Source organism: Streptomyces sp. CB01201, from assembly GCF_002803085.1.
In the GTDB taxonomy this organism is placed as follows: Bacteria; Actinomycetota; Actinomycetes; order Streptomycetales; family Streptomycetaceae; genus Streptomyces; species Streptomyces hundungensis.
Genome location: NZ_NNBJ01000019.1, coordinates 137,285 through 159,945 on the forward strand (window position 1 = coordinate 137,285; position 22,661 = coordinate 159,945).

Below are 22,661 nucleotides of genomic sequence, written 5' to 3' on the forward strand. Positions count from 1 at the left end.
TCCAATTGGGCATGCCTCAACTGCCCGCGCCCGACTACCCGGCCGATGTGCGCGCCCGGCTGGAGGCGGACGGCAAGGAGATCGTCGCCCGCTACCCCGACAGCCGCTCCGCGCTGCTGCCGCTGCTCCACCTCGTCCAGGCCGAGGAGGGTTACGTCACGCGCACCGGCATGGCCTTCTGCGCGGACCTCCTGGAGCTGACGACGGCCGAGGTCACGGCCGTGGCGACCTTCTACTCCATGTACCGGCGCAAGCCGTCGGGCGAGTACCAGGTCGGCGTGTGCACCAACACGCTCTGCGCGGTGATGGGCGGCGACGCCATCTTCGAGGAGCTGAAGGAACACCTGGCCGTCGGCAACAACGAGACCACCGACGACGGCAAGGTGACGCTGGAGCACATCGAGTGCAACGCGGCCTGCGACTTCGCGCCGGTGGTGATGGTGAACTGGGAGTTCTTCGACAACCAGACCCCCGCCACCGCCAAGCGTCTCGTCGACGACCTGCGCGCCGGCCGCCCGGTGGAACCCACCCGGGGCGCGCCGCTGTGCACGTACAAGGAGACCGCGCGGATCCTGGCCGGCTTCCCCGACGAGCGCCCCGGCGCGGTCGCCGCGACCGGCGGCGCCGGACCCGCCTCGCTCGCCGGACTCCGGCTCGCCAAGGGCGAGACGCCGGGCGCGCGCGTGGTGCACCCGCGCGGCGAAGGCCGCGGCGGCGAGGGACCGCGCGACGAACCCCAGCCGGGCGCCCAGCACTTGAGCTCGCACGACGCACCGCAGCAGACCTCAGCGTCCGATCCGGCCCACCCCGCCGGACCCGCCGCCGAGGAGGGGGAGTGATGACCTTGGCCACTGAGATCGACGGAAACGGCAACGGGAGCAGCCCGGAGAAGCTGCTCGCGCCGGTCCTCTCCGCCTTCTGGGACCAGCCCGAATCCTGGACCCTGGAGACCTACCGGCGCCACGAGGGCTACGAGGGCCTGCGCAAGGCGCTCGCGATGACCCCGGACGACCTCATCGCCTACGTCAAGGACTCCGGCCTGCGCGGCCGCGGCGGCGCGGGCTTCCCGACCGGAATGAAGTGGCAGTTCATCCCGCAGGGCGACGGCAAGCCGCACTACCTGGTCGTCAACGCCGACGAGTCGGAGCCCGGGACCTGCAAGGACATCCCGCTCCTGTTCGCCAACCCGCACTCCCTCATCGAGGGCATCGTGATCGCCTGCTACGCGATCCGCTCCTCGCACGCCTTCATCTATCTGCGCGGCGAAGTCGTCCCCGTGCTGAGGCGGCTGCACGAGGCCGTGCGCGAGGCGTACGAAGCCGGCTTCCTCGGCAAGGACGTCCTGGGCAGCGGTCTCGACCTCGAACTCACCGTGCACGCGGGCGCGGGCGCGTACATCTGTGGCGAGGAGACCGCACTCCTGGACTCCCTCGAAGGCCGTCGCGGCCAGCCCCGGCTGCGCCCCCCCTTCCCCGCGGTCGCCGGTCTGTACGCATGCCCCACTGTGGTGAACAACGTCGAATCCATCGCCTCGGTTCCCGCGATCCTGAACCGGGGCAAGGACTGGTTCAAGTCGATGGGCAGCGAGAAGTCCCCCGGATTCACGCTGTATTCGCTCAGCGGGCACGTCACCAGCCCCGGCCAGTACGAGGCGCCGCTCGGCATCACGCTGCGCCAGCTGCTCGACATGAGCGGCGGGATGCGCAAGGGCCACCGGCTCAAGTTCTGGACGCCGGGCGGCTCTTCGACGCCGATGTTCACCGACGAGCACCTCGATGTGCCGCTGGACTACGAAGGCGTGGGCGCGGCCGGGTCGATGCTCGGCACCAAGGCGCTCCAGTGCTTCGACGAGACCACCTGCGTGGTGCGGGCGGTCACCCGCTGGACCGAGTTCTACGCCCATGAGTCCTGCGGCAAGTGCACGCCATGCCGGGAAGGGACGTACTGGCTGGTCCAGTTGCTCCGCGACATCGAGGCCGGCAAGGGCTCGATGGACGACCTCGACAAGCTGAACGACATCGCCGACAACATCAACGGCAAGTCGTTCTGCGCGCTCGGCGACGGCGCCGCCTCGCCGATCTTCTCCTCGCTCAAGTACTTCCGCGACGAGTACGAGCAGCACATCACGGGCAACGGCTGCCCCTTCGACCCCGCCAGGTCCACCGCCTGGGCGGACGACAGCACGGAGGTGAACGCATGACTGTGACGACGAGTAGCGCTTCCTCCGGGGGCGGCGAGGCGGCCGTGCCGCCGGAGGATCTCGTCTCGCTGACCATCGACGGCATCGACATCAGCGTCCCCAAGGGCACCCTGGTGATCCGTGCCGCCGAACAGCTCGGCATCGAGATCCCGAGGTTCTGCGACCACCCCCTGCTCGACCCGGCCGGTGCCTGCCGCCAGTGCATCGTCGAGGTGGAGGGCCAGCGCAAGCCGATGGCGTCCTGCACCATCACCTGCACCGACGGCATGGTGGTCAAGTCCCAGCTCTCCTCGCCGGTCGCCGAGAAGGCCCAGCGCGGAGTCATGGAACTCCTCCTGATCAACCACCCGTTGGACTGCCCGGTCTGCGACAAGGGCGGCGAGTGCCCGCTGCAGAACCAGGCCATGCAGGTCGGCGACACAGACTCGCGCTTCGAGGGCAGGAAGCGCACCTACGAGAAGCCGGTCCCGATCTCCACCCAGGTGCTCCTGGACCGCGAACGCTGTGTGCTGTGCGCGCGCTGCACCCGCTTCTCCAACCAGATCGCCGGCGACCCGATGATCGAGCTGATCGAGCGGGGCGCGCTCCAGCAGGTCGGCACCGGCCAGGGCGACCCCTTCGAGTCGTACTTCTCCGGGAACACCATCCAGATCTGCCCGGTCGGCGCGCTGACCTCGGCCGCCTACCGCTTCCGCTCCCGGCCCTTCGACCTCGTGTCGTCGCCGTCGGTGTGCGAGCACTGCGCGGGCGGCTGCGCGACCCGCACCGACCACCGGCGCGGCAAGGTCATGCGGCGCCTGGCGGCCGACGACCCCGAGGTCAACGAGGAGTGGCTCTGCGACAAGGGCCGGTTCGGCTTCCGCTACGCGCAGCAGCCCGACCGGCTCACCACTCCGCTGGTCCGCAACGAGGACGGCGTCCTCGAACCGGCCAGCTGGCCCGAGGCACTTGAGGCCGCCGCCACCGGACTGGCCGCCGCGCGCGGCCGGGCCGGCGTCCTGGCCGGCGGCCGGCTGACCGTCGAGGACGCCTACGCCTACGCCAAGTTCGCCCGGATCGTCCTCGACACCAACGACGTCGACTTCCGGGCCCGGGTGCACTCCGCCGAGGAGGCCGACTTCCTGGCCGCCCGGGTCGCCGGACACGGCCGGGACCTCGACGGGCGGGGCACCACCTACACCTCCCTGGAGAACGCGCCCGCCGTCCTGCTCGTCGGCTTCGAGTCCGAGGAGGAGGCACCCGGCGTCTTCCTGCGGCTGCGCAAGGCCTGGCGCAAGCACGGCCAGCGCACCTTCTCGCTCGCCACCCACATGACCCGCGGCCTTCACAAGGCGGGCGGCACCCTGCTGCCCGCGGCCCCCGGCACCGAGACCGAGTGGCTGGACGCGCTCGCGGGCGGCGTCGGCCTGGACGCGGACGGCGCGAAGGCGGCCGAAGCACTGCGCTCCCCGGGCGCCGTACTCGTCGTCGGCGAACGGCTCGCGGGCGTGCCCGGCGCGCTGACCGCCGCGGTCCGCGCGGCCTCGGCGACCGGCGCCGCACTGGTGTGGATCCCGCGCCGGGCCGGCGAACGCGGCGCGGTGGAGGCGGGCGCGATCCCGTCGCTGCTGCCCGGCGGCCGCCCGGCCACCGACCCGCGCGCCCGCGAAGAGGTCGCCTCGGCCTGGGGCGTGCGCGAACTCCCGCACCGCTACGGGCGCGACACCGGCCAGATCGTCGAGGCCGCGGCCACCGGCGAACTGGGCGCGCTGCTCGTCGCGGGCGTCGACCCGGCGGACCTGCCGGATCCGGCACGGGCCCGCCAGGCCCTGGCCGAGGCCTTCGTGGTCAGCCTGGAACTGCGGCCGACCGAGGTCACCGCCCACGCGGACGTGGTCTTCCCGGTCGCGGCCGTCGCCGAGAAGCCCGGCACCTTCCTCAACTGGGAAGGCAGGGCGCGCCTGTTCGAGGCCGCGCTCAAGCCGGAGCAGATGACCCGCAGCCTGGCGCCCACCGACGCCCGTGTGCTGCACATGCTGGCCGACACGCTGGACGTCCACTTCGCGCTGCCCGACGTCCGGTCCGTACGCGGTGAGATGACCCGGCTCGGCACCTGGGACGGGCCGCGGGCGAGCGAGCCCCTGGAGTCGGCGCAGCAACTGCCCCGGCCCGCCGAGGGCGAGGCGGTCCTCGCCGGCCACCGGATGCTGCTCGACCGGGGCAGCCTCCAGGCGGGCGACGAGGCGCTGGCCGGCACCCGGCACGCGGCCGTGGCCCGGCTCTCCGCGGCCACCGCGGCCGAGGCCGGGGTCAAGGACGGCGACCTCCTTCAGGTCACCGGACCGGCCGGCGGCGTCCAACTCCCGCTCCAGGTCAGCGAGATGCCCGACCGGGTGGTGTGGCTGCCGCTGAACTCCGTCGGCGACGGGGTCACCGCGGACACCGGCGCGGTCCCCGGACAGCTCGTCCGCATCGGCCCGGCCGTTACGGAAGCTCCCACGGAGGTGGTGGAGGCGTGATCACGCTCGCTGCGGAGGACCTCTCCCTGTTCGGCCGCGACCCCTGGTGGCTCGTCGTCGTCAAGGCCGTCTTCTGCTTCGCGTTCCTGATGGTGACCGTGCTGTTCTCCATCGTGTGGGAGCGCAAGGTCGTCGCCTGGATGCAGCTGCGCATCGGCCCCAACCGGCACGGTCCGTGGGGCATGCTCCAGTCGCTCGCCGACGGCATCAAGCTGATGCTGAAGGAAGACGTCATCGTCAAGCGGGCCGACAAGGTCGTCTACGTCCTGGCCCCGATCATCGCCGCGATCCCGGCGTTCATGGCGATCGCCGTCATCCCGTTCGGGCCCTCGGGCAACGAGGTGTCGATCTTCGGCCACCGCACCACGATGCAGCTCACCGACCTCCCGATCGCCATGCTGTACGTCCTGGCCATCGCGTCGGTGGGCATCTACGGCATCGTGCTCGCGGGCTGGTCGTCCGGCTCGACGTACCCGCTGCTCGGCGGTCTGCGCTCCTGCGCGCAGATGATCTCGTACGAGATCGCGATGGGCGCGGCGTTCGCCTCGGTGTTCCTCTACTCGGGGTCGATGTCGACCTCGAAGATCGTCGAGGCGCAGGGCGACCGCTGGTACATCGTGCTGCTTCCGGTCTCCTTCATCATCTACATCATCACGATGGTCGGCGAGACCAACCGGGCGCCGTTCGACATGCCGGAGTCCGAGGGCGACCTGGTCGGCGGCTTCAACACCGAGTACTCGTCCATCAAGTTCGCGATGTTCATGCTGGCCGAGTACGTCAACATGGTCACCGTCTCGGCCGTCGCGACCACCCTCTTCCTCGGCGGCTGGCGCGCCCCCTGGCCCATCAGCGGCTTCTGGGCGGGCGCGAACCACGGCTGGTGGCCGATGCTCTGGTTCGTCATCAAGGTCCAGCTGCTCCTCTTCTTCTTCATCTGGCTGCGCGGCACGCTGCCCCGGGTCCGCTACGACCAGCTGATGAAGCTGGGGTGGAAGGTCCTCATCCCGGTGTCGGTGGTCTGGCTGATGCTGGTCGCCACCGTGCGGGCGCTGCGCAACGACGGCTACGACTTCTCGAAGATCGTGCTGTACGTCGGCGGCGCGGTCGTCGCGATCCTGCTGCTCTCCTTCGTCGCGGACATCTTCCGGAGCAAGAAGGACGACGCCGAGGACAAGGCGCCGCCCGCCGCCTTCGACCCGATGGCCGGTGGATTCCCGGTGCCGCCGCTGCCCGGCCAGACCCTGCCGCCCGTACCCCGCCGACGGCGGCGAGGGGAGCGGGAGTTGATTGTCAGTGGTGGGGCGGATACTCACAGTGACGGAGAAGGAAGGGAGGACGACGGTGTCTGACAAGTCATCGGCCGGGAAGTCGGGCCAGGCGGGAAAGCCGGACCAGGCGGGGGAGTCGGAGGACAAGTTCCTCAATCCCGTGGCCGGCTTCGGCGTGACCTTCAAGGCCATGTTCAAGAAGCGCCTGACCGAGCAGTACCCGGAGCAGCAGAAGGTCACCGCGCCGCGCTTCCACGGCCGCCATCAGCTCAACCGGCATCCGGACGGCCTGGAGAAGTGCGTCGGCTGCGAGCTGTGCGCCTGGGCCTGTCCCGCCGACGCCATCTATGTGGAGGGCGCCGACAACACGGACGAGGAGCGCTACTCGCCGGGCGAGCGCTACGGCCGCGTCTACCAGATCAACTACGCCCGCTGCATCCTGTGCGGCCTGTGCATCGAGGCCTGCCCCACCCGGGCGCTGACGATGACCAACGAGTTCGAACTGGCCGACTCCTCCCGCGAGAACCTGATCTACACCAAGGAGCAGCTGCTCGCCGGGCTCGACGACACCATGGTCGACAGCCCGCACGCCATCTACCCGGGCATGGACGAGCAGGACTACTACCGCGGCCTGGTCACCGAGGCCGCGCCCGGCACGGTCCGTCAGGTCGCCCTCAGCAAGGGGGAGCGGCCCCAGGAGGCGGCCTCCACCTTCGGTGAGGACGAGCCGGCCTCCGGAAAGGTGGTGGGGGCATGAGCGCGCCCACCGAGCTGCTCGCCGCGGCCGCCTCGCACACCTCCACCGGTGAGGCCTTCCAGTTCTGGGTGCTCGGCACGGTCGCCGTGATCGGCGCCCTGTGCACGATCCTGATGAAGAAGGCCGTGCACAGCGCGCTCTGCCTCGCCGGGACCATGATCATCCTCGCGATCTTCTACCTCGCCAACGGGGCCTACTTCCTGGGCATCGTCCAGATCGTCGTCTACACCGGCGCGATCATGATGCTGTTCCTCTTCGTCGTCATGCTGGTCGGCGTCACGGCCGCCGACTCGCTGAAGGAGACCATCAAGGGCCAGCGCTGGTGGGCCGCGGCCTGCGGGCTCGGCTTCGGAGTGCTCCTCATCGCGGGCATCGGCAACGCCTCGCTCACCACCTTCACCGGCCTCGGCGCGGCCAACGCCAACGGCAATGTGGAGGGGCTCGCCACCCTCATCTTCACCAAGTACGTCTTCGCCTTCGAGATCACCGGCGCCCTGCTGATCACCTCGGCGGTCGGCGCGATGGTGCTCACCCACCGGGAGCGCACCGAGCGCGCCAAGACCCAGCGGGAGATGTCCGAGGAGCGCGTACGCGGCAAGCACCTGCCCCCGCTGCCCGCGCCCGGCGTCTACGCCCGGCACAACGCGGTGGACATCGCGGGCCTGCTGCCCGACGGCACCCCGTCCGAGCTCACCGTCAACCAGACGCTGCGCGGCCGCGGCCAGATCCGGGACGTCTCCAGCGAGGCGATCGCCGACCTCAAGGCCCTGGAGCAGCGCTCCGAGGAACGGCTCGGCCGGGACGAGGAGGCGGTCAAGTGAATCCGGTCAACTACCTCTATCTGGCAGCCCTGTTGTTCACCATCGGCGCGGCCGGAGTGCTCATCAGGCGGAACGCGATCGTGGTCTTCATGTGCGTCGAGCTGATGCTCAACGCCTGCAACCTCGCGTTCGTCTGCTTCTCCCGGCTGCACGGCAACCTCGACGGCCAGATCATCGCGTTCTTCACGATGGTCGTCGCCGCCGCGGAGGTCGTCGTCGGGCTCGCGATCATCGTGTCGCTCTTCCGTTCCCGCCACTCGGCCTCGGTCGACGACGCCAGCCTGATGAAGCTGTAAGGGGTCGCTGAATCGTGGAGAACCTCATCGCGCTGCTCATCGCGGCGCCTCTGCTCGGAGCGGCCGTACTGCTGTGCGGCGGACGGAGACTGGACAAGGCCGGCCACTGGCTGGGCACGCTGCTCGCCGGCGCGTCCTTCGTGATCGGCGCGGTCCTCTTCGTCGACATGCTGGGCCGCTCGGCCGATCACCGGACGGTGACCAAGCACCTGTTCAGCTGGATCCCGGTCGAAGGCTTCCAGGCCAACGTCGGCTTCCAGCTCGACCAGCTGTCGATGACCTTCGTCCTGCTGATCACCGGTGTGGGCACGCTGATCCACATCTACTCGATCGGCTACATGGAGCACGACGAGAACCGCCGGCGCTTCTTCGGCTACCTCAACCTGTTCCTCGCGGCGATGCTCCTCCTGGTCCTCGCCGACAACTACCTTCTGCTGTACGTCGGTTGGGAAGGCGTGGGCCTCGCGTCCTACCTGCTCATCGGCTTCTGGCAGCACAAGCCCAGCGCGGCGACCGCCGCCAAGAAGGCCTTCCTGGTCAACCGGGTCGGCGACATGGGCCTGTCCATCGCCATCATGGTGATGTTCACGACGTTCGGCTCGTTCGCCTTCTCCACCGTCCTCGGTGAGACCGGCGGGGCGAGCTCGGGCCGCAACACCGCCATCGGCCTGATGCTGCTCCTCGCCGCCTGCGGCAAGTCGGCCCAGGTCCCGCTCCAGTCCTGGCTCGGCGACGCGATGGAGGGCCCGACCCCGGTCTCGGCCCTCATCCACGCGGCGACCATGGTGACCGCGGGCGTCTACCTGATCACCCGCTCCGGCGCGATCTTCAACGCGGTGCCCGACGTCCAGACGGTCGTCGTGATCGTCGGCGCGGTCACGCTCCTGTTCGGTGCGATCGTCGGTTGCGCCAAGGACGACATCAAGAAGGCCCTCGCGGGCTCGACGATGTCGCAGATCGGCTACATGGTCCTGGCCACCGGCCTCGGCCCGATCGGCTACGTCTTCGCGATCATGCACCTGGTGACGCACGGCTTCTTCAAGGCCGGGCTCTTCCTCGGTGCCGGCTCGGTGATGCACGGCATGAACGACGAGGTCGACATGCGCAAGTACGGCGGCCTGCGCAAGTACATGCCGGTCACCTTCGTCACCTTCGGCCTCGGCTATCTGGCGATCATCGGCTTCCCCGGCCTGTCCGGGTTCTTCTCCAAGGACAAGATCATCGAGGCGGCGTTCGCCAAGGGCGGCACCGAGGGCTGGATCCTCGGCGCGGTCACCCTGCTCGGCGCCGCGATCACCGCGTACTACATGACGCGCGTGATGGTGATGACGTTCTTCGGCGAGGAGCGCTGGAAGCACGCGAAGACCGCTTCGCCGGACCAGCCGGGCGTGGAGCCCGCCGCCGAGACGCACGGTGCCCACGACGAACCGCACCCGCACGAGTCCCCGAAGTCCATGACGATCCCCATGATCGTCCTGGCCTTCGGCTCGGTCTTCGCGGGCGGCATCTTCGGCATCGGCGACCGCTTCGTGAAGTGGCTGGAGCCGGTCACATCCTTCGACCACGGCAACTCGCCGGTGGCGGAGTGGACGGTCACCGCCGCCACCATCGTCTGCCTGCTCATCGGCGTGGGCCTCGCGGTCGCCCAGTACGGCCGCAAGCCCGTGCCGGCCGTCGCCCCGCGCGGCTCGCTGCTCACCCGGGCCGCCCGCCGCGACCTGCTCCAGGACGACTTCAACCACGTGGTCCTGGTCCGCGGCGGCGAACACCTCACCCGCTCGCTCGTCTACCTCGACCACAGCCTGGTCGACGGAGTCGTCAATGGAACCGCCGCCTCGGTCGGCGGGCTCTCCGGCCGGCTGCGCAAGCTGCAGAACGGCTTCGCCCGCAGTTACGCGGTCTCGATGTTCGGAGGTGCTGTGGTGATCATCGCCGCGACTCTGCTGATGAGGGCGGTGTAACGCAATGTCCTTCCCTCTCCTGACCGCCACGGCCGCCCTTCCGGCGCTCGGCGCGATCGCCACCGCGGCCGTCCCGGCCGCACGGCGGACCGCCGCCAAGTGGCTGGCCCTGCTGGTCTCGGTGGGCACCCTGGTGCTCGCCGCGATCCAGCTCGTACGGTTCGAACCGGGCGGCGCGCGCTACCAGTTGACCGAGTCGCACGCCTGGATCAAGGACTTCGGCGTCCGCTACGAGCTGGGCGTGGACGGCATCGGCGTTGCCCTCATCGGGCTCACCGCGCTGCTCATCCCGTTCATCATCGCGGCCGGCTGGCACGACGCCGACCCCCTGGAGACCAACAGCAGCCGCTGGCGGCCCACCCAGGGCTTCTTCGCCCTGATCCTCGCCGTCGAGGCGATGGTGGTGCTCTCCTTCGAGGCCACCGACGTCTTCCTCTTCTACATCCTGTTCGAAGCCATGCTCATCCCGATGTACTTCCTCATCGGCGGCTTCGGCGACCGGGCACACGCTCAGGGCGACGAGGCGGCGGCGACCCAACGCTCGTACGCGGCCGTCAAGTTCCTGCTCTACAACCTGGTCGGCGGGCTCATCATGCTGGCCGCCGTCATCGGTCTGTACGTGGTGGCGGGCTCGTTCTCGCTGAACGAGATCGCCGCGGCCCGCGCGAGCGGCTCGCTCCACATGGCGACCAACACCGAGCGCCTGCTGTTCCTCGGCTTCTTCTTCGCCTTCGCGGTGAAGGCCCCGCTGTGGCCGCTGCACACCTGGCTGCCCAACGCGATGGGCGAGGCCACGGCGCCGGTCGCGGTGCTGATCACCGCGGTCGTCGACAAGGTCGGCACCTTCGCGATGCTGCGCTTCTGCCTCCAGCTCTTCCCCGAGGCCAGCAAGTGGGCGACGCCCGTGATCGTGGTGCTCGCCGTGATCAGCATCATCTACGGGGCACTGCTCGCGGTCGGCCAGCGCGACATCAAGCGCCTGGTGGCGTACGCGTCGATCTCGCACTTCGGCTTCATCATCATGGGCATCTTCGCGATGACGAGCCAGGGCCAGTCCGGCGCCACGCTGTACATGGTCAACCACGGGATCTCGACGGCCGCCCTGATGCTGGTGGCCGGCTTCCTGATCTCGCGCCGCGGCTCCCGGCTCATCTCGGACTACGGCGGCGTCCAGAAGGTCGCCCCGGTGCTCGCCGGCACGTTCCTGATCGGCGGCCTGGCCACCCTGTCACTGCCGGGCCTCGCTCCCTTCGTGAGTGAATTCCTGGTCCTGGTCGGCACGTTCAGCCGCTACCCGGCGGCAGGCATCGTCGCCACCCTCGGCATCGTCCTGGCCGCGCTCTACGTCCTCGTCCTCTACCAGCGGACGATGACCGGGCCGGTCAAGGCCGAGATCCAGGGCATGCCCGACCTCAAGGTCCGCGAGCTGCTCGTGGTCGCCCCGCTGATCGGCCTGCTGATCTTCCTCGGGGTCTACCCGAAGCCGCTGACCGACATCGTGAACCCGTCGGTCCGCCAGACCATGTCGGACGTACAGAAGAAGGACCCCAACCCGGTGGTGGAGGCGGCCAAGTGAGCTCATCAGCTGTCCACAGCCTGTGGACCACGGCGGCCGAGGGAAAGCTGGGCAAGATCCCCGCGCCGCACATCGAGTACGCCCAGCTCGCACCCACGCTGATCGTGCTCGGCGCGGCGCTGATCGGCGTCCTCGTCGAGGCCTTCGTCCCGCGCCGCAGCCGCTACTACGTCCAGGTGTTCCTGACGGTGGTCGCGCTCGCCGCCGCCTTCGCGGCGGTGGTCGGCCTCGCGGCCGGCGGCTACGGCACCACCAAGGCGCACATCGCGGCGATGGGCGCGATCGCCGTCGACGGCCCCGCGCTCTTCCTCCAGGGCACCATTCTGCTGGCCTCCGTGGTGGCGGTCTTCACCTTCGCCGAGCGCCGCCTGGACCCGGAGGCGCACGGCAGCAGGGTGGACTCCTTCGCCGCGCAGGCGGCCTCGGTGCCGGGCAGCGACAGCGAGCAGGCCGCGGTCAAGGCCGGGTTCACCACCACCGAGGTCTTCCCGCTCGCCCTGTTCGCGGTCTCCGGCATGCTGGTCTTCCCGGCGGCGAACGACCTCCTGACCCTGTTCGTGGCCCTGGAGGTCTTCTCGCTCCCGCTCTACCTGCTGTGCGCCCTCGCCCGCCGCAAGCGGCTCATGTCGCAGGAGGCGGCGGTCAAGTACTTCCTGCTCGGCGCGTTCTCCTCGGCCTTCCTGCTCTTCGGCATCGCGCTCCTCTACGGCTACGCGGGCTCCGTCTCGTACGCCACGATCGCGGATGTCGTCAGCGGCTCGGTCCAGAACGTGGACCCGGCGCTCGCCGGAACCATGGGCAACGACGCGCTGCTGCTCATCGGCGGCGCGATGATCCTGATGGGCCTGCTGTTCAAGGTCGGCGCGGTGCCGTTCCACATGTGGACGCCGGACGTCTACCAGGGCGCGCCCACCCCGGTCACGGGCTTCATGGCGGCGGCCACCAAGGTCGCGGCCTTCGGCGCGCTGCTCCGCCTCCTGTACGTGGTGCTGCCCGGCATGAGCTGGGACTGGCGCCCGGTCATGTGGGGCGTCGCGATCATCACGATGCTGGGCGGCGCGGTCGTCGCGATCACCCAGACCGACATCAAGCGGCTGCTCGCGTACTCCTCGATCGCGCACGCCGGGTTCATCCTGGCCGGTGTCATCGCCACCAACGCCGACGGCATCTCGTCCGTGCTGTTCTACCTGGGCGCGTACTCGTTCGTGACGATCGGCGCGTTCGCCGTCGTCACGCTGGTGCGGGACGCGGGCGGCGAGGCGACGCACCTCTCCAAGTGGGCGGGCCTGGGCCGTCGTTCGCCCCTGGTGGCGGCGGTCTTCGCGGTCTTCCTGCTCGCCTTCGCCGGCATCCCGCTGACGTCCGGCTTCTCCGGGAAGTTCGCGGTGTTCAAGGCGGCGGCGGAAGGGGGTGCCGGGGCGCTGGTCGTGGTCGGTGTGATCTCCTCCGCTGTCGCGGCGTTCTTCTACATCCGGGTGATCGTCCTGATGTTCTTCAGCGAGCCGAAGGCGGACGGGCCGACGGTGGCGGTGCCGTCGGCGCTGACGACGGCGGCGATCGGGGTGGGGGTGGCGGTGACGCTCGTACTGGGTGTCGCCCCGCAGTACTTCCTGGACCTGGCGCACAACGCGAGCGTGTTCGTTCGGTAGCGGGGGGTGGTGGGGCCTCGGCGCGGGTGGGTGGCGCCGGGGCCCCTCTGCTTTTCCCCACCCCGCCCGGCCCCGCTGAGGCGCTGCGCCCCTCGGCCCCCCGCAGGGGGCTCCGCCCCCTGCACCCCCCGTCGCGCCTTAAGGGCGCTCGTCCTCAAACTCCCCCAAGGCCTTAAGGGCCAGGGGGGACCCCCATGACGGGCTGAGGATGCCGATGCGGGCCAGCACCGAGCCATTCGGGGCCACCTACAGGGGCGCGAGGAACTGCGCGAAAAGCGACCGCGGTCCGCGCACGGAAACGGGTTCAGGGGCGCGGGGAACTGCGCGAGGAGCGACCGCGGTCCGCAGACGGGAACGGGTTCAGGGGCGCGGGGAACTGCGCGAGGAGCGACCGCGGTCCGCGCACGGGAACGGGGTTGGGGGCGCGGGGAACTGCGCGAGGAGCGACCGCGGTCCGCGCACGGGAACGGGGTTGGGGGCGCGGGGAACTGCGCGAGAAGCGACCACGGCCCGCAGACCGAAACGGGGTTAGGGGCGCGGGGAACTGCGCGACCAGCCCCGCACGGTCCGCAGCTGAACCGGGGCCCCGGGGCGCAGCCCCCGGAAGCCCCACCCACCCCCATTCCCCCCGGAGGCCACGCGGCGGAGCCGCAAATGTCACAGCGGGAAGGGGAGCGGAGGGGCCAAACCCCGGGTCTGGGGCGGAGCCCCGGTGCACCCGGGGCCGGTCGGGAAGAGCGGGGGTTGTGGATAACTTCGTGGGGTGTCGGCCGGGACGGCTACCGTTGCTTGCGTGAATGGTGAGGCAGTCGACGGACCAGTACGGGGGACAGAGCGATGAGCGCAACCGGCGGAACGCAGACGACGGACGCCGAGACGGAGGCCCTGGCAACACTGCACCGGGTCTTCGGGTACGAGGCGTTCCGCGGCGCCCAGGGCGAGGTCATCGACCACGTCGTGGCGGGCGGCGACGCCGTCGTGCTCATGCCCACCGGCGGCGGAAAGTCCCTCTGCTACCAGATCCCCGCCCTGGTCAGGCCCGGCACGGGCGTCGTCGTCTCCCCCCTCATCGCCCTGATGCAGGACCAGGTGGACGCGCTGCGCGCGCTCGGCGTGCGGGCCGGGTTCATCAACTCCACGCAGGACTTCGACGAGCGCCGCACGGTCGAGGCAGAGCTGCTCGCGGGCGAGCTCGACCTGCTCTACCTCGCCCCCGAGCGGCTCCGCGTCGAGGCCACCCTCGATCTGCTCTCCCGAGCCAAGATCTCCGTCTTCGCGATCGACGAGGCGCACTGTGTCGCCCAGTGGGGCCACGACTTCCGGCCCGACTACCTGGCCCTGTCCCTGCTCGGCGAGCGCTGGCCGGATGTTCCCCGCATCGCGCTCACCGCCACCGCCACGGATGCCACGCACCGCGAGATCACCCAGCGCCTCGGCATGCCGAACGCCCGTCATTTCGTGGCGAGCTTCGACCGGCCGAACATCCAGTACCGGATCGTGCCCAAGAGCGACCCGAAGAAGCAGCTCCTCGGCTTCCTCAAGGAGGAGCACGACGGGGACGCGGGCATCGTCTACTGCCTCTCGCGGGCCTCCGTGGACAAGACCGCGCAGTACCTGAGCGACAACGGCGTGCGGGCCGTCCCCTACCACGCGGGCCTCGACGCGGGGACGCGCGCGGTCAACCAGTCCCGCTTCCTGCGGGAGGACGGGCTCGTGGTGGTGGCGACGATCGCGTTCGGCATGGGCATCGACAAGCCGGACGTACGGTTCGTGGCCCACCTCGACCTGCCCAAGTCGGTCGAGGGCTACTACCAGGAGACCGGCCGCGCCGGCCGGGACGGGCTCGCCTCGACGGCGTGGATGGCGTACGGCCTCCAAGACGTCGTCCAGCAGCGGAAGTTGATTCAGGGCAGCGAGGGTGACGAGGCGTTCCGGCGCCGGGCGGCCGCGCATCTGGACGCGATGCTGGCGCTCTGCGAGACCGCCTCGTGCCGGCGGGCCCAGCTGCTCGGCTACTTCGGCCAGGAGTCCGAGGCCGAGAACTGCGGCAACTGCGACACGTGTCTGACGCCGCCGCAGACGTGGGACGGCACGGTGGCCGCGCAGAAGGTGCTGTCCACCGTCGTACGCCTCCAGCGTGAGCGGGGCCAGAAGTTCGGGGCGGGCCAGATCATCGACATCCTGCTCGGGCGCAGGACCGCGAAGATCATCCAGTTCGACCACGACCAGCTGTCCGTGTTCGGCATCGGCGAGGAGCTGTCCGAGGCCCAATGGCGTGGTGTGGCGCGTCAGTTGCTCGCGATGGGGCTGCTCGCGGTGGAGGGCGAGTACGGGACGCTGGTCCTGACCGAGGCGAGCGGCGAGATCCTGGCCGGCCGACGGGAGGTCCGGATGCGGACGGAGCCCGAGAAGCCGGTGCGGGCGGCGCGCGGCCCCGCGAAGAAGTCCGCCGTGGCGGCCGACCTGCCGCCGGAGGTGCTTCCGGTCTTCGAGGCGCTGCGGGCGTGGCGCGGGGCGCAGGCGAAGGAGGCGGGGGTTCCGGCGTACGTCATCTTCCATGACGCGACGCTTCGGGAGATTGCGGCGGTTCGGCCGGGGTCCTTGGGGGAGCTTGGCACGATTGGGGGGGTGGGGGAGAAGAAGCTCGCGACGTGGGGTGAGGGGGTGTTGTCGGTTCTCAACTCCCTTGAGTAGGTGTTGCGTTGCTCGCCGAGGCGGAGGCAGGGTGCGGGCCTGGGGTGCGCTGGGGCTCCGCCCCAGGCCCCGGGGTTCGGCTCCTCCCCGTCCCTTCCCGCTGTGACATTTGCGGCTCCGCCGCGTGGCCTCCGGGGGGGGGATGGGGGTGGGTGGGGCTTCCGGGGGCTGCGCCCCGGGGCCCCGGTTCAGCTGCGGACCGTGCGGGGCTGGTCGCGCAGTTCCCCGCGCCCCTAACCCCGTTTCCGTGCGCGGACCGTGGTCGCTTCTCGCGCAGTTCCCCGCGCCCCCAAGATCCGTTTTCGTCCGCGGACCGTGGGCGCTTCTCGCGCAGTTCCCCGCGCCCCCAAGATCCGTTTTCGTCCGCGGACCGCGGTCGCTCCTCGCGCAGTTCCTCGCGCCCCTGTAGGTGGCCCCGAATGGCTCGGTGCTGGCCCGCATCGGCATCCTCAGCCCGTCCGGCGTTTGAGGACGAGCGCCCTTTAGGCGCGACGGGGGTGCAGGGGGCGGAGCCCCTTGCGGGGGTTCGAGGGGCGCAGCCCCAGGGGCCGGACCCATCGACCCTGCCGCACGGGCGGGTGGGTGGGCGAACCCCCCCCCGGGGTCTGGGGCGGAGCCCCAGGGGGAGCCGGAACCGACCGATCCCGGGCAACGGGTGGGCAAACCCCCAGGGCTGGGGCGCAGCCAGGGGGCTCAGGTGGACGGGGTGATGCGGCCGCGGACCTCGCCGAGGCCGACCGGGATGCCGTGGGGGCCGGGGGCCCAGGCCGCGAGGGCCACCTCGTCGCCGTCCTCCAGGAACGCCCGCTTCCCGCCGGGAAGTTCCAGCGGCTCCGTACCGTTCCAGGTGAGTTCGAGGAGCGAACCGCGCTCGCCCCGCGCGGGCCCGCTCACGGTGCCGGAACCGTACACGTCCCCCGTACGCAGCGACGCCCCGTTCACCGTCATGTGGGCCAGCTGCTGCGCGGCCGTCCAGTACATCGAGGCGAACGGCGGCTCGGCGACCACCGTGCCATTGATCGCCACCGAGATGCGCAGGTCGAAGCCGCCCGGCACCTCCTCGGTGGAGTCGTCCAGGTAGGGCAGGAGGGGGAAGTCCCGGGCGGGCGGGGAGACCCGGGCCGCCGTCAGGGCTTCGAGCGGGGTGACCCACGCCGAGACCGAGGTCGCGAAGGACTTGCCGAGGAAGGGGCCGAGCGGCACGTACTCCCAGGCCTGGATGTCCCGCGCCGACCAGTCGTTGAGCAGGAACAGACCGAAGACGTGGTCCTCGAAGGAGGCCAGGTCCACCGGAGCGCCGAGGGCGGACGGCGTGCCCACGACGAAGCCGACCTCGGCCTCGATGTCCAGCTTCACGGACGGGCCGAAGACCGGCGCCGGGTCCGAGGGTGCCTTGCGCTGACCCTGCGGGCGGACGACCTCGGTTCCCGACACCACGATCGTGCCGGATCGGCCGTGGTAACCGATCGGCAGGTGCTTCCAGTTGGGGGTCAGGGCGTCCCCGTCGGGGCGGAAGATCCGGCCCACGTTGGTGGCGTGGTGCTCGCTGGCGTAGAAGTCGACGTAGTCGGCGACCTCGTACGGCAGGTGCAGCTCGACGTCGGAGAGCGGGTGGAGCAGCGGCTCTATCACCGGGCGGTGCGCGGGCACGGTCACCCAGGCGGTGAGCGCCCGGCGCACATCGCGCCAGGCCGTGCGCCCGGCGGCGAGCAGTGGGTTGAGGCTCGGCTTGGCGAGGAGCGCCGCGTACGGGGAGCCCAGCGCGTGTGCCGCCGCCCCCGCGTCCAGAACGTGGTCGCCGATGCGGACGCCGACCCGGCGGTCCTCGGGATGGCCCGGCGTGGAGAAGACGCCGTAGGGGAGATTGTGCGGGCCGAAGGGGTCGCCTTCGGCCAGTTCGAGCGGGCTCTGCTCGGACATCGGTGCCTGCCTCGCTTTCCACGGGTGTACGTCACACGTTACGTCGGAGGTGCTCGGGGCGGCAGTGCCTAAAGAGTTCGCAATGTCCGGAAATTCCGTCTGCGGGAACGGGCGTTGCCCCTTAGCGTCTCTGCCGGGACGCGTCCGGCGAGGGGGCCGTGTGTCCTGCGGGGCTGTGGGGGCTCTCTGTCCCGAGGGGGGACTGGTGGCGGGCAGTAGCGTGCTGTTCAGGGCGGACCGGGACGTACCCGGACTGATCGTGAAGTTCGGGAACTATCCGTTGCATCACGGAGGGGTCGGCGCGATCCGCAGTCTCGGCAGACTCGGAGTGCCGATGTACGCGATCACCGAGGACCGCTGGACTCCCGCGGCGCACTCCCGCTTCCTCACGGGCGCGTACCCCTGGCCGACGACCGGCACCGAGGAGCCGGACGTGCTCGTGGACGGGCTGCTCCGGATCGGTCGCCGGATCGGGCGGCCCGCCGTCCTCATACCCACCGACGAGGAAGCCGCGGTGCTGATCGCCGAGCACCAGAAGGAACTCGGCGAGAGCTTCCTCTTTCCGCCCGTGGCACCGGAGTTGCCCCGCCGCCTGGCCAGCAAGCAGGGGCTGCACGAGCTGTGCGTGGAGCACGGGGTGCCGTCCCCGGCCGCCGCTTTCCCCGATACGTACGCCGATGTCGAGGACTTCGCGCGGCACGCCCGCTTCCCTGTCGTGGCCAAGAACCGGGAGGCGTTCGTACGGCGGCACAGCCCGGCCGTGCCCGGCACCACCCGGATCGAGGACCGGGCGCATCTGCTGGCGCTCGCCCGCGGCTGGGGCGAGCGGCCCGGGGTGGTCCTCCAGGAGTATCTGCCGCGCGAGCAGGCCGAGGACTGGATCGTGCACGCCTACTTCGACGAGAACTCCACCCCGCTCGCCCTGTTCACCGGGGTGAAGGTCCGCTCCTGGCCGCCGCACGCGGGGATGACGGCCAACGCGTATGTCGTCGACAACCCCGAACTGACCGCGCTGGCCGAGCAGTTCGTGAAGCGGATCGGTTTCAGCGGCATCGTCGACCTCGATCTGCGCTTCGACCGGCGCGACGGGCGCTACAAGCTCCTCGACTTCAACCCCCGGATGGGCGCGCAGTTCCGCCTGTTCGAGAACGAGGCGGGCGTCGATGTCGTCCGCGCCCAGCACCTCCACCTCACCGGCCGCCGCGTCCCGGAGGGTGAACAGCGGGCCGGGCGCCGCTATGTGGTGGAGAACATCGACCTGCCCGCGCTGCTCGCGTACCGGCGCAGCGGCTACACCACCCCGCACGCGCCGGCCCGACCGTCCGGCACCGAGTTCGCGTGGGCCGCGGGGGACGACCTCGGTCCCTTCTTCACGATGGCGGCGCGGTTCGTACGTCCCGGGGCGCGGCATCTGTACCGGCTCTGGCGGAGCTCCCGCCGTGCGGTGACGAAGTGACCCGGCGCCGAGCCGTATTCCGAGAATCCGAGAAGGGGATGCGAGTGAGTACTGCGATACGTCCGGTGGCGGTCATCGGCGCGGGGCCGTTCGGTCTGTCCGCCGCCGCCCATCTGCGCGCCCGTGGCATACCGGTCCGCGTCTTCGGCTCGCCGATGGTGAGCTGGCGCGAGCACATGCCGGCGGGCATGGTCCTCAAGTCGACGCCGGCCGCGTCCAGCATCGACGCGCCGCAGCCGGGGTTCGGGCTCCTCGACTTCTGCGCGGACACCGGGATGCGGCGCCTGGAGTCCGACTGGGACCTGATCCCGGTGGAGGCGTTCGCCGCGTACGGGCAGTGGTTCGCCGAGAGGCTCTTCCCCGATCTGGAGCAGGTCCGGGTGGTCTCGGTGGACCGGGTGCCGGGCGGCGCGTTCGGGCTGAAGCTGGACTCCGGGGAGGCGTTCGAGGCGCGGGCGGTCGTGGTCGCCACCGGGCTCTCGGGCCTGGCCCGGATGCCGCGCGAGCTGGCCGCGGCCGTGCCGGACGGCCCCTCGGCAACGGGTCCGGTCTCGCACGCGGCCCAGCACCAGGACCTCTCCGGCTTCGCCGGGCGTGAGGTCCTGGTGATCGGTGCGGGCCAATCGGCGCTGGAGAACGCGGTGTTGATGGCGGAGGCGGGGGCGAGCGTACGGGTCGTCGCGCGCGGCGCGGGGGCGGTCCGGTTCGGCGCGGCGCCCGATCTCCAGCCGCGCTTCAGCCCCAACTCGCCCTTCGGCCGCGCCTGGTCGCTGTACGCCTTCTCGTACCACGCGACCCACTTCCGGCATCTGCCCGCGCCGGCCCGCCACCTTCTGGTCCGCAAGGTGCTGGGTCCGCTCGGGGCGTGGTGGTTGCGCGAGCGCTTCGTCGGGCGGGTGGCGGTGACCGAGGGGCGCCGGGTGGTGCGGGCCCGGGTGGACGGGGGGCGGCCCGTGCTCACCCTCAGCGGGGGTGCGGGGGCCCAGCGGGAGCTGGCGGCGGATCACGTCATGGCGGCGACGGGGTACCGGGTGGACGTGGCGGCGCTCGACTTCCTCGGGCACGGGTTGCGTACGCAGCTGCTGTCGTCTCGGGGGGCGCCGGTGCTGGACGCCGGTTACCAGTCCTCGGTGCGGGGGCTCTACTTCACGGGGTTGCCGGCGGCGGCGTCGTTCGGGCCGGTCATGCGGTTCGTCTGCGGCACGACGTACGCCTCCCCCCGGCTGGCCGCCTCGCTCGCGACGGCCTGACCCCGGGCCCCCTGGGGCTCCGCCCCAGACCCCGGGGGGCTCGCCCCACTGCGGGTGACCTTCCCGGGTCTGCGCCCCCGGCCTCCCTCGGGCCCCCTCGGGCCCCTTGGTACGGCTGTGGACCGTGCGTGGCTGGTTGCGCAGTTCCTCGCGCCCCTAAAGGCTCGGTGCTGGTCGGCATCGGCATCCTCAGCCCGTCATGGGGCCCCCCTGGCCCTTAAGGCCTTGGGGGAGACTGAGGACGAGCGTCGTTCAGGCGCGGACGGGGTCTGGGGCGGAGCCCCAGGGGCCGGGGAACCCGCAGGGTCAGCCCGTTTCGCGGGGCACGCGCCGCTCCCACGTCCGGTGGAAGACGACCTCGTCGCCCTCGCGGCACACCACCTCGTCCCACGTCACGAAATCCGCCGCGTCACACGAGATCTCCGACCGCGTGTCGACCCGCACGTCCCACCCCAACTCCGGCCGGTGCAACCGGAGATGCCAGTCCGAGCGGGTCCGTGCGGACAGCGGATCGTCCGATTCGATCGTGTACGTCTCCTTCGCGTCCTCCATGAATTCGAGCCCGTCCGGATACACCCGGGTGCCCCCGTACCGCGGGTCGACCTCAAGGCGCCACTCGCCCTTCGCCACGTCCCGTACGACGAGCCGCTCCGGGCGCGGCTCGTCCAGCGGGGCCGGGTAGGAGACGCCGAGCGGTGCGGACTGCTCGGGGTCGGCGAAGGCGATCGTGTCGTCCACCGTCCGCTCCCGGAGCGGGAGTTGGAGCGTGGAGCCGGCCGGGTCGAGGGTGAAGCCGACCGAGTCGGCCTGCGGCCAGATCCAGGGCCAGTACGCGGAGGACACCGCGAGCCGGATGCGGTGCCCCGGCGGGAAGGCGTGGCCGATGCCGTTCAGGTCGAAGGACACGTCCTCCGTCGCGCCCAGCGGCCAGGCGTCCGCGCGGTCCCGGCCGTGCCGGGCGGAGAGGTTCAGGACGCCCCGGGTGACCAGGGTCGAGGAACCGTCCGGAGCCACGTCGCAGAGGCGCGCGATCGCCTGGCCGAAGGGAACGTCCATGCGCAGCCGGAGCGTCACCCGGGGGCGGCCGAGGATCTCCAGGGGGCCGGAGCCGTCCGGCACGGGGAAGTCGAAGGCGGCCGAGTGGGCGTCCTCGGCGCGCTGGTCCGGGGGCAGGTCGGCGTCGTTGCCGAAGGGGAAGAAGCGGCCCGCGTCGAGGCCGGTGTGCTGCGGCGAGCGCACCTGCACGGGTGCGCCCTGGAGCGCATACGAGACGGGGGTGACGTGCGGCGAGGGCCAGGCCGGGTCGCCGACCCAGCGGCCCGGCAGCTCGGCGTAGACCGTGGCCGGCGGGTGCGACTCGCTGATCCAGGAGCGCAGCAACGGCTCCTTCATCACGCCCGTCTCCTCGCCCTTGAGATGGTGGTCCCACCAGCGCAGGGTCTCCTGGAGGAAGCCGATCGCGGGGCCGGGCGGAAGCCCCCGGTCCGGATACTGGTGCGACCAGGGCCCGATGAGACCCCGTACCCGGTCGGCGGGGAGGTGCTCCACCAGGCGCAGGACGGTGTCGCGGTACGGGTCGTGCCAGCCGCCCACCGCGAGGACGGCCGCGTCGATCGCGCCGTAGTCCTCGCAGACGCTGCCGTGCTTCCAGTACTCGTCCCGGGTCTGGTGGGCGAGCCAGGTGTGGATGAACGGCTGCACCGCTTCGAGCCGTTCCAGCCACATTTCGCGCCATTTTTCCCCGACGAAGAAGGGGTCCGGCGGGCGTGAGACGAAGGCGAGCATCGTCGCCGCCCAGGCGTGCATGTCGACGGCGAGCACCGAACCGCCCATGTAGTGCACGTCGTTGTCGTAGCGGTCGTCGGCCGAGCAGACCGTCACGATCGCCTTGAGCGGTTCGGGGGCGAGGGCGGCGATCTGGAGGCTGTTGAAGCCGCCCCAGGAGATGCCGAACATGCCGACCTTGCCCGTGCACCAGGGCTGTTGGGCGAGCCAGTTGACCACCGCCACGCCGTCCGCCAGCTCCGTCGCGTCGTACTCGTCGCCCGGCAGCCCCTCGGAGCAGCCGTGCCCGCGCACGTCGACGCGCACCGAGGCGTAGCCGTGCCCGGCGTACCAGGGGTGGCGCTGCCAGTCGCGCGGCGCCGTCCAGTCGGTCAGCCGGTAGGGGAGGTATTCGAGCAGCGCCGGGACGGGCTCCTCGGTGACCGGGCGCCAGACGCGCGCGTACAGGAGCGTGCCGTCGGGCAGCGGGATCCGGACGTCCTCGCGCTGTGTCTCGTACGGGAATTCGGTGCGGATGTGCATGGCGGCAA

General features: G+C 71.0%; 15 protein-coding genes. 13 read left to right on the plus strand and 2 right to left on the minus strand.

What is annotated here, in order from left to right; translation table 11 throughout:
* Positions 1–11 precede the first annotated feature (11 nt).
* The 11 genes from nuoE to recQ all read left to right on the plus strand — a co-directional run bounded on the left by nuoE (position 12) and on the right by recQ (position 15,720).
* Positions 12–839, plus strand: a complete 828-nt coding sequence (nuoE, locus tag CG740_RS31990; protein ID WP_100578788.1) for an NADH-quinone oxidoreductase subunit NuoE — start codon at positions 12–14, stop codon at positions 837–839.
* Positions 839–2,200 carry an NADH-quinone oxidoreductase subunit NuoF gene (gene nuoF, locus CG740_RS31995; RefSeq protein ID WP_100578789.1) on the plus strand — a complete coding sequence of 454 codons (1,362 nt, stop codon included), beginning with the start codon at positions 839–841 and terminating at the stop codon, positions 2,198–2,200. Before nuoE ends, nuoF begins: the two co-directional genes overlap by 1 nt.
* Positions 2,197–4,698 carry an NADH-quinone oxidoreductase subunit G gene (locus CG740_RS32000; protein WP_100578790.1) on the plus strand — a complete coding sequence of 834 codons (2,502 nt, stop codon included), beginning with the start codon at positions 2,197–2,199 and terminating at the stop codon, positions 4,696–4,698. Before nuoF ends, CG740_RS32000 begins: the two co-directional genes overlap by 4 nt.
* On the plus strand, positions 4,695–6,047 hold the full coding sequence (gene nuoH, locus CG740_RS32005; RefSeq protein ID WP_376209737.1) for an NADH-quinone oxidoreductase subunit NuoH: 1,353 nt from the start codon (positions 4,695–4,697) through the stop codon (positions 6,045–6,047). The genes CG740_RS32000 and nuoH overlap by 4 nt, the downstream gene beginning before the upstream one ends.
* A complete protein-coding gene (gene nuoI, locus CG740_RS32010) occupies positions 6,040–6,723 on the plus strand; it encodes an NADH-quinone oxidoreductase subunit NuoI (protein WP_100578791.1) in 684 nt (227 codons plus the stop codon). The genes nuoH and nuoI overlap by 8 nt, the downstream gene beginning before the upstream one ends.
* On the plus strand, positions 6,720–7,544 hold the full coding sequence (locus CG740_RS32015; RefSeq protein ID WP_100578792.1) for an NADH-quinone oxidoreductase subunit J: 825 nt from the start codon (positions 6,720–6,722) through the stop codon (positions 7,542–7,544). Before nuoI ends, CG740_RS32015 begins: the two co-directional genes overlap by 4 nt.
* The gene (gene nuoK / locus CG740_RS32020) at positions 7,541–7,840 is read left to right on the plus strand and encodes an NADH-quinone oxidoreductase subunit NuoK (RefSeq protein ID WP_100578793.1); all 300 of its coding nucleotides are present in this window, start codon (positions 7,541–7,543) and stop codon (positions 7,838–7,840) included. The genes CG740_RS32015 and nuoK overlap by 4 nt, the downstream gene beginning before the upstream one ends.
* A 14-nt stretch (positions 7,841–7,854) precedes the next feature.
* A complete protein-coding gene (nuoL, locus tag CG740_RS32025) occupies positions 7,855–9,801 on the plus strand; it encodes an NADH-quinone oxidoreductase subunit L (protein WP_100578794.1) in 1,947 nt (648 codons plus the stop codon).
* Between the two features lie 4 nt (positions 9,802–9,805).
* Positions 9,806–11,377 (plus strand): NADH-quinone oxidoreductase subunit M, encoded by a 1,572-nt coding sequence (locus CG740_RS32030; protein ID WP_100578795.1) that lies wholly within the window; start codon positions 9,806–9,808, stop codon positions 11,375–11,377.
* Positions 11,374–13,026: an NADH-quinone oxidoreductase subunit NuoN gene (gene nuoN, locus CG740_RS32035; RefSeq protein ID WP_100578796.1), complete on the plus strand. Its 1,653-nt coding sequence runs from the start codon at positions 11,374–11,376 to the stop codon at positions 13,024–13,026. The genes CG740_RS32030 and nuoN overlap by 4 nt, the downstream gene beginning before the upstream one ends.
* A gap of 837 nt (positions 13,027–13,863) precedes the next feature.
* On the plus strand, positions 13,864–15,720 hold the full coding sequence (gene recQ, locus CG740_RS32040) for a DNA helicase RecQ (RefSeq protein WP_100578797.1): 1,857 nt from the start codon (positions 13,864–13,866) through the stop codon (positions 15,718–15,720).
* A gap of 693 nt (positions 15,721–16,413) precedes the next feature.
* On the opposite strand, the gene fahA is transcribed toward recQ, so the two are convergent.
* A complete protein-coding gene (gene fahA / locus CG740_RS32045) occupies positions 16,414–17,640 on the minus strand; it encodes a fumarylacetoacetase (protein ID WP_100578798.1) in 1,227 nt (408 codons plus the stop codon).
* Between the two features lie 220 nt (positions 17,641–17,860).
* Here fahA and CG740_RS32050 point away from each other — a divergent pair, with 220 nt between their 5' ends.
* Both CG740_RS32050 and CG740_RS32055 read left to right on the plus strand, forming a co-directional pair.
* On the plus strand, positions 17,861–19,096 hold the full coding sequence (locus CG740_RS32050; protein ID WP_100578827.1) for a carboxylate--amine ligase: 1,236 nt from the start codon (positions 17,861–17,863) through the stop codon (positions 19,094–19,096).
* A 44-nt stretch (positions 19,097–19,140) separates the two neighbouring features.
* Positions 19,141–20,346, plus strand: coding sequence for an FAD-dependent oxidoreductase (locus CG740_RS32055; protein ID WP_234376597.1), 1,206 nt, complete (start codon positions 19,141–19,143; stop codon positions 20,344–20,346).
* Between the two features lie 306 nt (positions 20,347–20,652).
* Here the strand turns inward: CG740_RS32055 and CG740_RS32065 are convergent, their stop codons facing one another.
* Positions 20,653–22,653, minus strand: coding sequence for a CocE/NonD family hydrolase (locus CG740_RS32065; RefSeq protein WP_100578801.1), 2,001 nt, complete (start codon positions 22,651–22,653; stop codon positions 20,653–20,655).
* Positions 22,654–22,661 lie beyond the last annotated feature (8 nt).